This is a genomic window from Listeria welshimeri serovar 6b str. SLCC5334 (assembly GCF_000060285.1).
Taxonomy (GTDB): Bacteria; Bacillota; Bacilli; order Lactobacillales; family Listeriaceae; genus Listeria; species Listeria welshimeri.
In genome coordinates this window covers 118,394-131,775 of sequence record NC_008555.1, presented here as the reverse complement: position 1 = coordinate 131,775, position 13,382 = coordinate 118,394, and the positions used below count along the sequence as shown (strand labels likewise).

Genomic DNA, 13,382 nt, shown 5'->3' with positions numbered 1-13,382 from the left:
TGCGAAAATCACCCATTTATACAAAAATATATGATTTTAAACTTTCACATTTTGGAAACATTTATACTTAAAAAACTACTCTTTTAAATACTTTGGTGTTTGTGTTTTCTGATACAATTATTATTACTAGATAGGAAGGATTGGAGTAATCATCATGCCTAAAACATTATATAGTTATCAAGAATTCATTCGACTTACCCATGAAGGAAAAATATCCTACGAAAAAATAGAAGTTAAAAAAAATACTTATTTACTATCAAAACAAGCCGAAGTAGATGATTTTATTTTTCTTGTAGCAGAGGGTTATATTTCCTTATTTTCAAATGACATTAATGCAAATACAAAAATCTACTCTATTCAAGGTAAAGGAACATTTTTAAACTACTTCACTTTACTTGATCAAAGCGTCAATCGTTTCAGTTTCAAAACTTTATCTAAATGCACCTTATATAAATATTCTAAGTTAGACATTGAATATTTCCTCTCTATGTTTCCTGAGAACTTTGGTTTTCAATTTTTCATTATGAAAAACCAGACTACCCATATCTACTTTAAAAGTTTAATGGCAAATAGTCCGGCTTCTGACAAGCTTATGCTTACATTTTTTCATATGGGGCTTCTACATGGTACACCTATTAATGACGACAAAGTAATTCTTCCACAAGAAATTAAAACAAGTCATTTACTCTCCTATAGCAATCTTTCAAAAAGTTGTTTTTACAAAGATTTGCATCACTTAAAAATCACTAACCAAATTGAAAAACAAGATAAAACTTGGATTATCTACAACAAAGAATTGAATGCTAAAATTCGAAATGGCCAAGTATCTATTTAAAAAATCATTTTCGTACTATTTTTAAAATGAAAGTTGAAATAATGAAAAGTATAATAAACATTAAAGTAATCGTTGCGCCAGGAGGAGTTCCGAGCTGATAGGAAGATACTAATCCGGAAAACATTCCAACTAACCCAATTAAAATCGCACTAATAACACACATCAAAAATCCTTTCGAAACACGCATCCCAATTGCCGCCGGTAGTATAATAAGTGCTGACACCAGAAGCGCCCCTGCTATTGGCATTATCACAGCAATAGCGATACCAGTAACTACACTAAATAAAAGGGAAATCAAACGTACGGGAACTCCTTCTGCAACCGCAACATCTTCACTAAATGTAAGTACAAACATGAACCGCTTAAACACAAGAAACAGTACTATGATAGCAATACCTAAAATCACTAACAACTGAACTTGCGCCTTGCTTATTGTCACAATAGAACCAAATAAATATTGCTGCACACTCGTTGTAATTCCACCTTGATCTAAACTCATCAAAACTAGCGCTACAGCAAGCCCGCCAGCCATAAGTATCGCAATCGATAACTCCGAATAAGTTGCATAAACTCCGCGTAAATACTCAATCCCAAGCGCCGCAATCACTACTATAATTAAAGTTGTCACACTGGGATTCACATTTAAAACCAGTCCTAAAGCAACACCCGCAAGCGATACATGCGAAAGCGTATCCGCCATCAGTGACTGTCTTCGTATAATTAAGAAAACCCCTAAAAGAGGTGCAATAATAGCAATAATCATTGAGGCTTGGAAGGCTCTTTGCATAAATCCATAGAGAAACATTTCCATGATACATCCTCCTTTCTAACAAGGCGAATGTGTTTATCAACATAAGCTTCCATTTCTTCACTATCATGCGTTACCATTAAAATCGCTTTATTATGGACCTGCGCTTCATGCTTTAATAAATCATAAAAACGGATTTTACTTTGTTTATCCATTGCGGTTTGTGGTTCATCCAAGATTAAAATATCAGGATCCGTGGCGAACATTCGAGCTAGACAAATCCGCTGTTTTTGACCGCCAGATAGCTCGCCAATGCGTTTATGACGGTAATCCCACATTTCTACAGATTTCAATGCTTTTTCGACGTGGGCATGATCTTTTTTAGTGAGCCGTTTGAACCACTTACCATTTGGAAAACGACCAGACCTCACTAATTCTATAACTGTACTTGGAAAACCGGCGTTAAACGAAGCTATTTGCTGTGGTACATAACCTATCAAAAGTCGCCCGCCATCTGCATTCTTTTTAGTAAAAGTAACTGAACCTTTACCTGGTTGTAAAATGCCCAGAATAATACGGAGCAGTGTTGATTTAGCTGCTCCGTTTTCTCCTGTTAATATAATGAATTCTCCTGCACTCACCTGAAAAGAAATGTTTTCAAGTACTGGCTCGGATTCATATTTAAAACCAACATTGGCTATATCAATGTATTTCATTTAATCGCTTCCTTATTTAATTGTTTTTTGTAAGGCTTTTAGATTTTGTCCCATATAAGCAATGTAATCCATACCTTTTTTCTGTTCTTTGTCAGTAATTCCTTCAATTGGACTTAACACTTCTAATTTTGCGCCAGTTTCATTAGCAAGCGTTTCCGCTACTTTAGGGGAAGCTACTTCTTCAAAATAAATAGTACTGATGTTGTTGTCTTTCACGTATTTTTGTAATTCTGCTAAACGTGCAGGGCTTGGTTCTTGGTCAGGTGAAAGTCCGGCTATTGCTACTTGGTGAAGATTATATTCTTTTGCTAAATACTGAAATGCGGCATGTTGGGTTACAAAATCGCGTTGTTTCGCTCCTTCAAAAGCTGTTTTAAATTTGCCATCAAGGGCTTTTAGTTTGTCATTGTAATTTGCTGCATTCTTTTCATATGTATCTGCATTTGTTTTATCCGCTTTAGTTAAACCATTCTGGATATTGGTTACTTCTTGTTGGGCAAGAACTGGACTTAGCCATACGTGTGGATCATGTTCGTGATGGTGCGCTTCTTCATGATCATGATCGTGCCCTTCTTCTTCGTGGTCATGATGTTCTTCTTCTTCGGTTCCTTCTACAAGCTGAATTCCTTTACTAGCATCAATCACGGTCAATTTTTTTGAGTCTAAGCTTTTAAGCACGCTTGGCACCCATGTTTCCATGTCTTCACTGTTATAAACAAATACATCTGCTGCTTCGATTTTGGCAATATCTTTTGCACTTGGTTCGTAATCATGCGGCTCTGTTCCAGCATCAATCAACATTTCAATAGAAGCCTTGTCTCCCGCCACATTCTTGGTAAAATCATACATAGGATAAAAAGTGGTCACTATTTTAAGCTTGTCCTTATCCCCACTTACTTTATCGCTACTAGCACCACATCCCGCCAAAACTAAAGCGAATGTTAACACTGCTACAACTATAAACGACCATTTCTTCATATTATCTCTCCTTTTTCGTAATGATTACGATTTAAAACTTAAAACTATAGTATGTACATTTCGATTACGCATCGCAAAACGTAATCATTCTTATTTGCACAAAATATCTTATCATGGGATTTTTGGAACGTCAAGCTGTTTTTTCCAAATCTATTAATTTGACTTATCTTATCGGAATACTTATAATAACGATAAATACACGGATAGAAGGGGAGAAAATCATGCATTTTTTAAAGAAAACATTGCCTATTTTTGCCATTTTGACAGTACTTTTACTTACAGCTTGCGGAAATGACAATGAAAAGTCTACTGCTAAAACTTCCCCGGACAAAATTAAATTTCTTGAAACCAGTGAATTACTGACTTTAAATACGACAGCTGAGGAAGACTTTGCTAGCTTCACCGCACAAAACCAAGTCTTCGAGGGATTATACACACTTGATCAAAAAGATAACTTTGTTCCTGGGGTTGCTGATGGAATGCCAGAAATCAGCGCTGACCAAACGAAATATAAGATTAAATTAAAGAAAAATGCGAAATGGTCTGATGGTTCTCAAGTAACTGCAGATGATTTCGTCTATGCGTGGCGCCGTGCCGTTGATCCAAAAACCGCACCAGGATACTCTGCTCTATTCAAAGATTCCATCAAAAACGCAACCGAAATCAATGAAGGAAAATTACCTGTAACCGACCTCGGTGTTGTTGCAACGGACCCAACAACCCTCGAAATCACACTTAAAAAACCAGTTCCATACTTCATTTCACTGCTTTCTTTTGAAACTTTTTTCCCACAAAAAGAAAGTTATGTGAAAAAACAAGGTGACAAATATGGTACGGATAGTGCGCATACTTTGTACAATGGACCTTTTGTTATGAAGGATTGGGGCGGAAATATTACGAACAAATGGACTTATGCGAAAAACGACCAATATTGGGATAAAGATAATGTCAAAGTAAACGAAATTGATGTCCAAGTTGCGAAAGATATTAATGCTGGCGTGAACCTTTATAATACAAATGAGGCTGACCGCGTGCCACTTTCAGGTGATTTCGCTAAACAATACAAAGATAAAAAAGACTTCCAAACCGAAAAAGATGCGCTTATAAGTTATCTGCGTATGAACCAAAAACGTGACGGTAAAACGACTCCACTGGCGAATAACTCTTTACGCCATGCGCTTAATTTAGCCGTTGATAAAAAACAATTAACGGATCGTATTCTTGGTGATGGTTCATTCCCAGCGAACGGCCTTCTACCAAAAGATTTCGTCCAAAACCCAACAACGGGCGCTGATTTCCGCACAGATAGCGGCGACCATTTAGTCTATAACAAAGAAGAAGCTTTAAAATATTGGAAACAAGCACAAAAAGAACTTGGCACTAACAAAGTCACTATCGAACTGCTTGGCGATGACCAAGAAACAACGAAAACCATTTTCGCTTATTTGAAAGCGCAATTTGAAGATAATTTGCCAGGTGTTACGATTAAAGTGAAAAATATGCCTTCTAAGAGTGCGACTCAGCTAACTTCTGATGGTAATTACGATTTATCACTAGCCGCTTGGATGCCTGACTTCAAGGATCCATGGACATATAGCAGTCTATTCTTATCTGATTACTTTAATAATCATATGAGCTATAATAGTCCTGCTTATGATAAACTCGTAAAATCAACTGATACAACACTTGCTACTAAGCCAGAAGAACGGTGGAATGCATTTGTATCTTCTGAGAAAGTCTTGCTTGATGATGACGCGGCGATTTTACCACTATACCAACATCAAACAGCAGTCCTGCAACGTACAGATATCTCAGGTGTACAAAAACACGCTTTTGGTTCGCCTTATAGTTACAAGTTTATTCAGGTGGAGAAGTAATTCGCCAGTTTGAAAAAAGCCAGCAATTTTTAAAATTACTGGCTTTTTTGTTGTATAAAGTTATTAAATCCTTCAAAAACTGTGATGAATAACCAGAGGTTTGCCCTCTTCAGCTTTCGTAATTAAATTAACTAAATTTATTTTATAAAATATTAAATGTTCTCTTTTGCTCATCAGTCATTCTCCATTTTAGATAGTTATCTAGGATGGTAAGATTTTTGTATACTGAATCTTTATCAAAATATATAGATAAATCTTCCCCATTCTCAATAAGAGAGTAAAGAGCAGTATTTTTACCAATTGACACATCAATATTAAAAACTCCGCCTTTTTCAACATCAGTCAAACTAAGTTGAATCCAATAACTTCTATAAATTAGACAATCAATAAAAAATTCTTGTGCGTCTTCCTCTGTTTCTACTTGAAAACTAGAAACAGAGGAAGAGAAATATTCTTCTACTAATTTAATTACATTCTTGATATTTTCCATTTTGTTATTTGTAAGCATGCTAGTAAACCTCTTCAATACACATCTTATAAATCAGCCACTTTATCTTTAAACTTCATATATCTGGATATAAAGTCTTCTCTTTCAAATTCAAAATCCCATAAAGGTTCCTTAATTTGAATGTCTATATAAGGTATTAATTTTTGCAAATCCTCTTTGTAAGCTACCAATTTATCGGCTGATATTCCTGCTAACTGTTCTAAAAGTTGTCCATCCCACATTTCTCCAGTTAATGGGTCTATTTTAATAAACTCAATTGCTTTTTCAATGGCTAAATCCTCTAGTTCTTGTTGCAGAAGCATCGTATATACATCCTTTTCCGTAATTTCGTCTTTAGTTTTATTAAACAATGATTTTAGCCACTTATTGTATTTTTCGTTATCAATAGAAAAAGAGTCATCTATATGATAGATATCCTTTATTTTTTGATCCAATTTTGTATACCTCCATAATCATCAAATAGGTGTTCTATTTTATTTATTTGCAAATTAACTTCTTTTAATTTACTTTCCAAATAAACTCTTACTTTCTTATCTAAATTAGGATTTGTTAAAGAATTTTCAATACTCTTCGTAGAATTATTAAGCGATTGGTAGGTGTTAAGCATTTCATCTAAATGATTCCAATTTTTTCCAGGTTGTCCTTTTTTGGTACAGGATTACCTTCCAAATCTCTCTTAGTTACACTAAAATCTCCATCTGTTAAATGATTTTGTATATTGTTATCAATTCTTTTAATACTCTTCTTTTGAGCTGGTGTTAACAATGATTCAATATACTTTATTTTCTTAGCTGCCTTTATTTTATCTAATATATTCTTAGGAATCTTAATCTTCTTCCCTTTATAACCTCCAACAGTATAACGGAAAACAAGACCACTTATAATACCAAACCCTTGCGCTTTACTTATCTCTTGTCCAGTAACCGGGTCTATGCCTTCTTTCACCGATTGAATTACCGCCTGCAACAACTCGGCTTCTTCCTGTGCTTCATTGCTTTCATGCGGTAATTCTCCGTTAAGCACAGCGGCATTGTACGCGTTCGTTGCTTCTACGTCTACTATACCATTTTTCATAGCACCCGCGGCCACGATATGCAGAATGAATGGAATGAGTTAACTTTAAATGTCAAAAAGTATTGAATAAAACAGAGGGAACCTTTAGAATATATAAAGGTTCCCTCTGTTTTATTAAGAACACTCTATAAAAATCTCGTTATCTAAGTTATCTTTTAATAGCTTAATTAGTTTCATCATAACCTCTTGTGTCACATTGTCCAATATTTTTATATCGATTGTTTCAAATTGTTCCAAGGCTTTTTTATTATCTGGAATCACCCATGGGCTTTCATCATGCCAACCTTCATATAAATGATAATAATATGCTAAAGAAACCCATCTACCATCAACTGGACTAAGTTCATTCATAATACTATCAAAGTAGCCTTCCCACATTTCTATACCTGTTTTTTCACCATTTATATAAGTATAAAAGTCAATTTCTGGATATCCTTCGAAACCTGTATAATAATTTTTCAACATCAAGTTAATTCCGCTTTAATTGCAATTAATTCTGTATCATTAATATAAAAAGTAAGTTTTTCAGAAATAATTTCTTTATCGTATTTATACATATTACTGAAATATAGTATAAAATAATCACCATGGTTAAAAACTCTTACTTTTGGAATAAAAGGTTTGTTCTCAACAGTATCAGTATCAATCATCGGAAATCCATTTTGTACTACAGTATTTTTTTCTTCCCATAAGGTGATTAAATTATCTGTTTGCGCAGGGAAAATGCACTCTATCTCCCCGATTACCCCTTCATCATTCAACCACATCATAACGTTACTTCCTAATCTGTAGGTGTAGAAATCGTCATTCATTTTTTCAGTTACAATATCAAAATTTTTAATTTCATCTATAAAAGAAATTTCACTTTTTATTGTTTGTGGTAATATTTTTTTTATTTTCAAAATTATACTCCTTACTATTTAAATTTTTGAGGCCATATTCCAACAACTGTATTTGTTTCAGGGTTAACAAATACAGACGTTCCAGTTTTTTCATTTACATATTTTACGCTTCCAGGTTCTGATGGCACTGGTTTATTACTTAGTGCTTCAATGATATCATCAGGCATAATATCTTTTCTACCAGATTTGAAAAGTGAATTATAAGCATGTTGATTGAACTTTGTTCCATCAGGGAAACCGTTTTTTAAAATTTCATCAAATTGAGTTCTTCTTAATGCTCTTAGATAAGGTTTACCATTGGCACTATATATTACTTTTTGAGTGCCGTTTTTGTTTCTAATTTTCCATAAATCGTGATTAGAAATACTGATTTTCTTTCCTTTATAGATACCAGCAGTATAGGTAAATACTAGTCCACTCAAAATAGATATAACGTGTGCGCTACTTATATCTACTCCAGTAATAGGGTCTTTTTTGTTTTTCAGTGATTCTAGCACTGCCTTTAATTGTTCCGCATCTTGTTCTGGGGCATTCCCATCATGTGGTAATTCCCCGTTTAGCACAGCGGCATTATACGCGTTCGTTGCTTCTACATCTACTATACCATTTTTCATTAACACCCACATTTGACCACGGTACGTTTTTTGATATTCGTCAAAATTGAATGTTGTTTGGTTATCTTTTAGCGCTTTTCCTAAGGCGTTTTGCATCCGAGTTACCGTGGTGAAATTCAGTTTGCTCATATCATAGGTGCCCGTTTTACTGTTAAATTGAATGTTCGACTGGAGTTCGCGAATAGTCTGTTGAATTCCTTGGACTAAATCGGTTAAATTATCAAAAAAGCCGCTATGACTCTGTTCAAAAGCCAAGTATTTTTCTAAGATATTTTCTTGTTTGTAGGCAATACTCAGCTGGGAACGATAGCTCTGCATTTGCCCCTCTGTTCCAGTATTCATTCGCTGTGCTAGTGCTTCTTTTTTCGCTTCGATGAGATCAATCATTTTCCCGAGTTCGTATAAACCGTCCGCATCAATTCTCGCATCAGCTGAACCATCCACTTGGGCGTGAAAATCGGCTATATATTTCGCTAATCGTTCTTCGCTTTCGTTCATTGCTTCGATTATCGCATCACATAATGGGAAATAGGTCATTTGGTAGTAATTTTTCGATGCATCAACTGCTTTTCCTTTTAAACTGCTGTCTTCGGTATAATTTTTCACAGCGGTTTTGATATCTTTAATGCTTTTTCTTCCGGCTTCATTAGCTGTATGTAGTTGGTGCGCAAAGGTTTGTATTTCTCCGATGTCAATTCGGCTCACTGTAACAACTCCTTTTGTAAGTCTTGTTGTTGAGTTTCTAATTGGTAGATGTTTTTTTGGCAAGCGATGATGTTTTTTTGGTGTTCTTCTTGGTTCGCTTGGATTATTTTATGCCACTTCTGTTTTTCTTTTTCCTGTAGATCTGCCAAATAATAGCCGAAACTTCTTGATTCTGCGCCTTGCCAAACTTCGCGTAAAAGTTCCAGCGACTCCCGTTCTTCTTGATGGACACGTGCAAAATCTTCCGCTAACCACTCTTGTTCATTTTGTTGTCGTTGTAAATCTTGTAAAAAATCTTCGGCCGCGGATTGTTGTTTTTTCAGCAATTGCAGTTGTGACTCCACTTGCTGGCTCTTTGCATCCATTTATTTACCCCCTAATCCCATGCTCCCTTTAAGCTCTTGGTCTTTGCGAGTATATGATGCGCCTAATTCTTTCAATCTTTTGGCATCCGTTCCTACCACACCTTGAAAATTGTCCACCGCGTCTACCAAGTCATACAATGCTGTCCGAAAATGGTTGATGGAATTGGCTTGACTGTATGCCATATTGCCACCTTTCATTGGTAAATATTCGTCTGATTTGACTTTAGATTCTAACTTTGTCGAATGTTTTTTCAAGGTTGCTTCTTTAACTTTAATTTCACTCATTTCTGCGCCTCATCTCTGTCTATAATAATGAAACCTTATCCTTTAATTATAGCACCGGGAACGCCCTCTTTTTGTGAGCGTTTTATGAACAAAAATTGGCTTCATGAGCTAGATGAAGTGAATAAGTTGGCTTCTGATGGAATATTTTGCGCAAAAAAACACTTTGACGGAGAAAGTCAAAGTGTTTTGTATTAGTATCTGCGAGATAGGCCTTTTCTTAGTACATCGCCAAGGACATTAAATGAAAGAATGGTCATCAAAATTAATAGTCCTGGGAAAAGTGCCAAGTATGTTGCTTCACCGACGTAGCCTTGCGCATTGTTCAGCATGCTACCCCATGAAGCGTTAGGTTGTTGAACTCCGAGTCCAAGGAAACTTAGTGCCGACTCGGTTAAAATGGCTGTAGCGACGTTTAATGAAGCTGCAACGACGATAGATGGCATCGCATTTGGAATGATGTGTTTGAACATTATGTGGAAAAATCCACCACCAGATGATTTGGAATACAAAATGAATTCACGTTCTTTTAACGTCAGTGTTTCTGCTCGGACTATCCGCGCTACTTCCATCCATGAAAGCAATCCAATGATGATAATAATGTTCGAAATCCCCGGTTTTAAGTACGCATTTAAAATCATTAGTAAGAAAAATGAAGGAATCGACATGAAAATATCTAGAAAACGCATCACCATATTATCAATAAAACCACCAAAATAACCACTAACAGTACCAGCTAGTGTACCAACGACAACGGCAATCATCATCGCAAATACCCCAACAAGTAGTGAAACTCGGCCACCATACAAAACGCGCGTCAAGTAATCTCGACCATGGTCATCCGTTCCAAACCAGTGCGCCAAATTGGGCGGCATTAATTTGTCCTGAACCGAGAGTGCATTAGGATCATAAGGGGAAAGGAACGCAAAAATACAAGCAACTGTAATAAGTATCAGCACACTCGTCGCAAAAACAGCACGTCGGTCAGCGAGCATAAAACGCCAAAAACTCCGCTCTCTCGTCGCATGAACTACTTCTGCATCCCGCTCGAAATCTTGCATTGTTTTTTTTGAAAAATCTAATCGCATCATGAATTCCTCACCCCATTTCCCTAATCCGTGGATCGACAATCATATAAGCTAAATCGGCTAGCAAGTTGCCGATAATTAATAATAGCGCTGAAAAAAGCGTAATTGCCATAATAACCGGATAATCTAATTGGAAAATCGCATTAATTCCTAGCGAACCCATTCCCGGCCATGAAAAAATACTTTCGGTAATAAAAGCACCTGTAATGACTTGCGGAAGTGACATTCCAAGTAGTGTAATAACTGGTAACAAGGAATTTTTCAATACATGATGCCCCATGATTTGTACTTTGGATAATCCTTTTGCATAGCCGAATAAAACATATTCTTCTTTTAATTGGTTAATAGTATTTGAACGAACGTAGCGATAATACGCAGCGCACCCTTGGAAAGTCAAGGTTATAACTGGTAAAATCGCATGTTCCGCCATGTCCCAAAAAGAATCGACCCCAATCGTTCGCATTCCAAGACTTGGAAGCCAACCTAGCTGAATCGAAAACACATCAATTAAAATCATCCCAAACCAAAAAATCGGAATGGAAATACCTATATAAGAAATCCCGTTTAATACTTTGTCGATCCAAGTATTTTCATAATTCGCTGCAACTAAACCAAGCGGAATGGATAATAACAATGTTAGCACAAGCGAAGTTCCAACCAAACCAAGCGTTGCAGGAATTCTCTCCAAAATTTGTTGTAAAACAGGTTGACTATTTATAATCGAATAACCAAGATTACCTTGGAGCAAATTTCCAAGCCAAATAAAGTATTGTACATAGATTGGTTGATCAAGTCCCAAACTCTGTCTAATCCGCTCTACATCATCTGGATTCATATCAGGAGTAACAAAAGAATTCACAGGATCCCCAGGTGCTAGTTTTATAAGTGCAAACGAAATAATCGAGATAATAAATAGCATCGGAATAATTTGTAATACGCGTTTTATGATTGTTTTTAGCATAATTTATCTCCTATCTAAAACACTAAAAATGACAAGTAAAAACCTGAACCTGCCAAAAACAAGCATGGCAGGCCAGATTTTTTACGAATGATTTTTATTTATTATTCCGTTAAATATAGTTTAGAAAGATCACGGAACATTGTTACTGGTTGTGGTGTTGCAGCTTTTTGTCCACCATAACGGCTATCAAGAGCGAGCACTGCATTATCATAAGAAATTGGATAGATTACAGCGTCATCCGCAATGGTGTTTTGAATTTTTTCATAGACTTCTTGACGTTCTTTATCGTCAGCAGTTACAGCTCCTTTTTCCCAAAGCGCATCTAAATCTTTGTTGTGATAGTTAGAGTAGTTGTAAGGTGCATCGCTCAAGTATAAAGATTTATACGCATCAGGATCGTTTCCCATGATATAACCATTTAAGGCGATAGAGTAATCTGCGTTTTTGCGGTCAAGCGTGATGTTGCTAAGCGCGTTTGGATCTGTCGGTTTTAAGTCAAGAGTCACGCCGATTTCTTTGTATTGTTGTTGTAAGTATAGCGCGATACTTTCTTGAGATTTACTATTGTTTAGGTAGTAAACAGTTAATTTTTGACTTGTATCAAAACCACTTTCTTTTACTAATTTCTTCGCTTTTGCAATATCTTGGTCGTATGTTTCTACTTTATCAGTGAAGTATTTCGTGTTTTCTGTTAAGAAAGAGGAAGCTGGTTTTGCATATTCATCTGAACCATACGCTGCATCAATGATTTCTTCACGATCAAGCGCATAAGAAAGGGCTTGGCGAAGTTCTTTTGATTTAAGAGCTGGTTGGTTTTCGTTGAAGGTTGCATAGCTTAAACGATTTTCAGGGTAAGTGATAATATTTACCGCGCTCGCTTTTTCAACTTTTTTTCTATCAGAAGGTTGAATGGATTTTAAATTGATTTCTCCATTTTGAAGTGCTAAATTAGCCGCATTTTGATCTTTTGTGATTCGGAAAGTAACTTTATCTAATTTAGGTTTTCCATCAAAATAATCATTGAATCTTTCTAAGGAAACGTATTCTCCTGTTTTGTATTCAACAAATTTATAAGGACCTGAACCAATTGGTTTTTTGTTTTTATCACTTTTCTCGATATTTTCTACGCCATCAAAAATGTGTTTTGGAATTGGGAAGAAAGTTTTAATTGTATTTTCAAAGGCTGGAGCAACTGTTGGCAACGTGAATTTTACTGTTGTATCGTCTACTGCTTCTACTTTTACAGGTTTATCATCAAAAACAAAGTTCCCGCGATTCGGACTGTTTTGTTTTGTATCTAAAATAGAATTTACAGTAAATACTACATCGTCTGCAGTCAAAGGTTTGCCGTCGTGCCAAGTTAGACCATCTTTTAGTTTTACAGTGTAAGTTAAGTTGTCATCTGAAATATCTAAGCTTTTTGCAAGTGCTGGTTTGCCATCAACTTCCCAAAATAGCGGTGCATATACAGCTTGTTGAATTGTTAATGTTACACGGTCTGAAGAATAATTCGGATTGATTACTTCCGGATCCCCTGTAACGCCAATAATAAGAGAGCCGCCGTCTTTCGCTTTGCCTGAACCATTTGCTTTGTCCGAACTAGAACCTGAACCTCCGCAAGCAGTTAACACCAAGGCAAAGACCGAGATAACCGCTACTAATAAAAATTTCTTCATCTAACAAAAACTCCCCTCTTTTAGCGCTTAAAAATAACGCTTCTTCTGTTTTT

The 13,382-nt window shown here is 35.9% G+C and carries 15 protein-coding genes and 1 pseudogene; 2 read left to right on the top strand and 14 right to left on the bottom strand.

Annotated elements, in window-relative coordinates; all coding sequences use genetic code 11:
- The first annotated feature begins 154 nt into the window (after positions 1 to 154).
- A complete protein-coding gene (locus LWE_RS00660) occupies positions 155 to 835 on the top strand; it encodes a Crp/Fnr family transcriptional regulator (RefSeq protein WP_011701001.1) in 681 nt (226 codons plus the stop codon).
- Between the two features lie 4 nt (positions 836 to 839).
- On the opposite strand, the gene LWE_RS00655 is transcribed toward LWE_RS00660, so the two are convergent.
- The 3 genes from LWE_RS00655 to LWE_RS00645 are packed head-to-tail and all read right to left on the bottom strand — an operon-like array spanning position 840 to position 3,277.
- Positions 840 to 1,646 carry a metal ABC transporter permease gene (locus tag LWE_RS00655; protein WP_011701000.1) on the bottom strand — a complete coding sequence of 269 codons (807 nt, stop codon included), beginning with the start codon at positions 1,644 to 1,646 and terminating at the stop codon, positions 840 to 842.
- Positions 1,595 to 2,299 (bottom strand): metal ABC transporter ATP-binding protein, encoded by a 705-nt coding sequence (locus LWE_RS00650; RefSeq protein ID WP_011700999.1) that lies wholly within the window; start codon positions 2,297 to 2,299, stop codon positions 1,595 to 1,597. Before LWE_RS00650 ends, LWE_RS00655 begins: the two co-directional genes overlap by 52 nt.
- Before the next feature lie 12 nt (positions 2,300 to 2,311).
- Entirely contained in the window at positions 2,312 to 3,277 is a 966-nt protein-coding gene (locus LWE_RS00645; RefSeq protein ID WP_011700998.1) for a metal ABC transporter substrate-binding protein, read from the bottom strand.
- A gap of 221 nt (positions 3,278 to 3,498) precedes the next feature.
- Here LWE_RS00645 and LWE_RS00640 point away from each other — a divergent pair, with 221 nt between their 5' ends.
- Positions 3,499 to 5,154: a peptide ABC transporter substrate-binding protein gene (locus tag LWE_RS00640; protein WP_011700997.1), complete on the top strand. Its 1,656-nt coding sequence runs from the start codon at positions 3,499 to 3,501 to the stop codon at positions 5,152 to 5,154.
- A 142-nt stretch (positions 5,155 to 5,296) separates the two neighbouring features.
- On the opposite strand, the gene LWE_RS00635 is transcribed toward LWE_RS00640, so the two are convergent.
- The 11 genes and pseudogenes from LWE_RS00635 to LWE_RS00580 form a co-directional block, all read right to left on the bottom strand.
- On the bottom strand, positions 5,297 to 5,662 hold the full coding sequence (locus LWE_RS00635) for a hypothetical protein (RefSeq protein ID WP_011700996.1): 366 nt from the start codon (positions 5,660 to 5,662) through the stop codon (positions 5,297 to 5,299).
- A gap of 26 nt (positions 5,663 to 5,688) precedes the next feature.
- On the bottom strand, positions 5,689 to 6,096 hold the full coding sequence (locus LWE_RS00630; RefSeq protein WP_011700995.1) for a contact-dependent growth inhibition system immunity protein: 408 nt from the start codon (positions 6,094 to 6,096) through the stop codon (positions 5,689 to 5,691).
- Between the two features lie 373 nt (positions 6,097 to 6,469).
- A pseudogene (locus LWE_RS14880) lies at positions 6,470 to 6,736 on the bottom strand (T7SS effector LXG polymorphic toxin); the annotation flags it as partial.
- A gap of 114 nt (positions 6,737 to 6,850) precedes the next feature.
- Entirely contained in the window at positions 6,851 to 7,201 is a 351-nt protein-coding gene (locus tag LWE_RS00615) for a hypothetical protein (protein WP_011700993.1), read from the bottom strand.
- A complete protein-coding gene (locus tag LWE_RS00610; RefSeq protein WP_011700992.1) occupies positions 7,201 to 7,638 on the bottom strand; it encodes a hypothetical protein in 438 nt (145 codons plus the stop codon). Before LWE_RS00610 ends, LWE_RS00615 begins: the two co-directional genes overlap by 1 nt.
- A 14-nt stretch (positions 7,639 to 7,652) precedes the next feature.
- Positions 7,653 to 8,957, bottom strand: a complete 1,305-nt coding sequence (locus tag LWE_RS00605; RefSeq protein WP_011700991.1) for a T7SS effector LXG polymorphic toxin — start codon at positions 8,955 to 8,957, stop codon at positions 7,653 to 7,655.
- On the bottom strand, positions 8,954 to 9,322 hold the full coding sequence (locus tag LWE_RS00600; RefSeq protein WP_011700990.1) for a hypothetical protein: 369 nt from the start codon (positions 9,320 to 9,322) through the stop codon (positions 8,954 to 8,956). Before LWE_RS00600 ends, LWE_RS00605 begins: the two co-directional genes overlap by 4 nt.
- Entirely contained in the window at positions 9,323 to 9,607 is a 285-nt protein-coding gene (locus LWE_RS00595) for a DUF3130 domain-containing protein (RefSeq protein ID WP_011700989.1), read from the bottom strand. It lies immediately after the preceding gene.
- Between the two features lie 191 nt (positions 9,608 to 9,798).
- The gene (locus tag LWE_RS00590; RefSeq protein ID WP_041176394.1) at positions 9,799 to 10,692 is read right to left on the bottom strand and encodes an ABC transporter permease; all 894 of its coding nucleotides are present in this window, start codon (positions 10,690 to 10,692) and stop codon (positions 9,799 to 9,801) included.
- A gap of 10 nt (positions 10,693 to 10,702) precedes the next feature.
- The gene (locus LWE_RS00585) at positions 10,703 to 11,653 is read right to left on the bottom strand and encodes an ABC transporter permease (RefSeq protein ID WP_011700987.1); all 951 of its coding nucleotides are present in this window, start codon (positions 11,651 to 11,653) and stop codon (positions 10,703 to 10,705) included.
- A gap of 101 nt (positions 11,654 to 11,754) precedes the next feature.
- The gene (locus LWE_RS00580; RefSeq protein WP_011700986.1) at positions 11,755 to 13,329 is read right to left on the bottom strand and encodes an ABC transporter substrate-binding protein; all 1,575 of its coding nucleotides are present in this window, start codon (positions 13,327 to 13,329) and stop codon (positions 11,755 to 11,757) included.
- Between the last annotated feature and the right edge of the window lie 53 nt (positions 13,330 to 13,382).

Coding starts and splice junctions, on each gene's coding strand:
- LWE_RS00660 (WP_011701001.1), top strand. CDS start 155: ATGCCTAAAACATTATATAGTTATCAAGAATTCATTCGACTTACCCAT.
- LWE_RS00655 (WP_011701000.1), bottom strand. CDS start 1,646: ATGGAAATGTTTCTCTATGGATTTATGCAAAGAGCCTTCCAAGCCTCA.
- LWE_RS00650 (WP_011700999.1), bottom strand. CDS start 2,299: ATGAAATACATTGATATAGCCAATGTTGGTTTTAAATATGAATCCGAG.
- LWE_RS00645 (WP_011700998.1), bottom strand. CDS start 3,277: ATGAAGAAATGGTCGTTTATAGTTGTAGCAGTGTTAACATTCGCTTTA.
- LWE_RS00640 (WP_011700997.1), top strand. CDS start 3,499: ATGCATTTTTTAAAGAAAACATTGCCTATTTTTGCCATTTTGACAGTA.
- LWE_RS00635 (WP_011700996.1), bottom strand. CDS start 5,662: ATGCTTACAAATAACAAAATGGAAAATATCAAGAATGTAATTAAATTA.
- LWE_RS00615 (WP_011700993.1), bottom strand. CDS start 7,201: ATGTTGAAAAATTATTATACAGGTTTCGAAGGATATCCAGAAATTGAC.
- LWE_RS00600 (WP_011700990.1), bottom strand. CDS start 9,322: ATGGATGCAAAGAGCCAGCAAGTGGAGTCACAACTGCAATTGCTGAAA.
- LWE_RS00595 (WP_011700989.1), bottom strand. CDS start 9,607: ATGAGTGAAATTAAAGTTAAAGAAGCAACCTTGAAAAAACATTCGACA.
- LWE_RS00590 (WP_041176394.1), bottom strand. CDS start 10,692: ATGCGATTAGATTTTTCAAAAAAAACAATGCAAGATTTCGAGCGGGAT.
- LWE_RS00585 (WP_011700987.1), bottom strand. CDS start 11,653: ATGCTAAAAACAATCATAAAACGCGTATTACAAATTATTCCGATGCTA.
- LWE_RS00580 (WP_011700986.1), bottom strand. CDS start 13,329: ATGAAGAAATTTTTATTAGTAGCGGTTATCTCGGTCTTTGCCTTGGTG.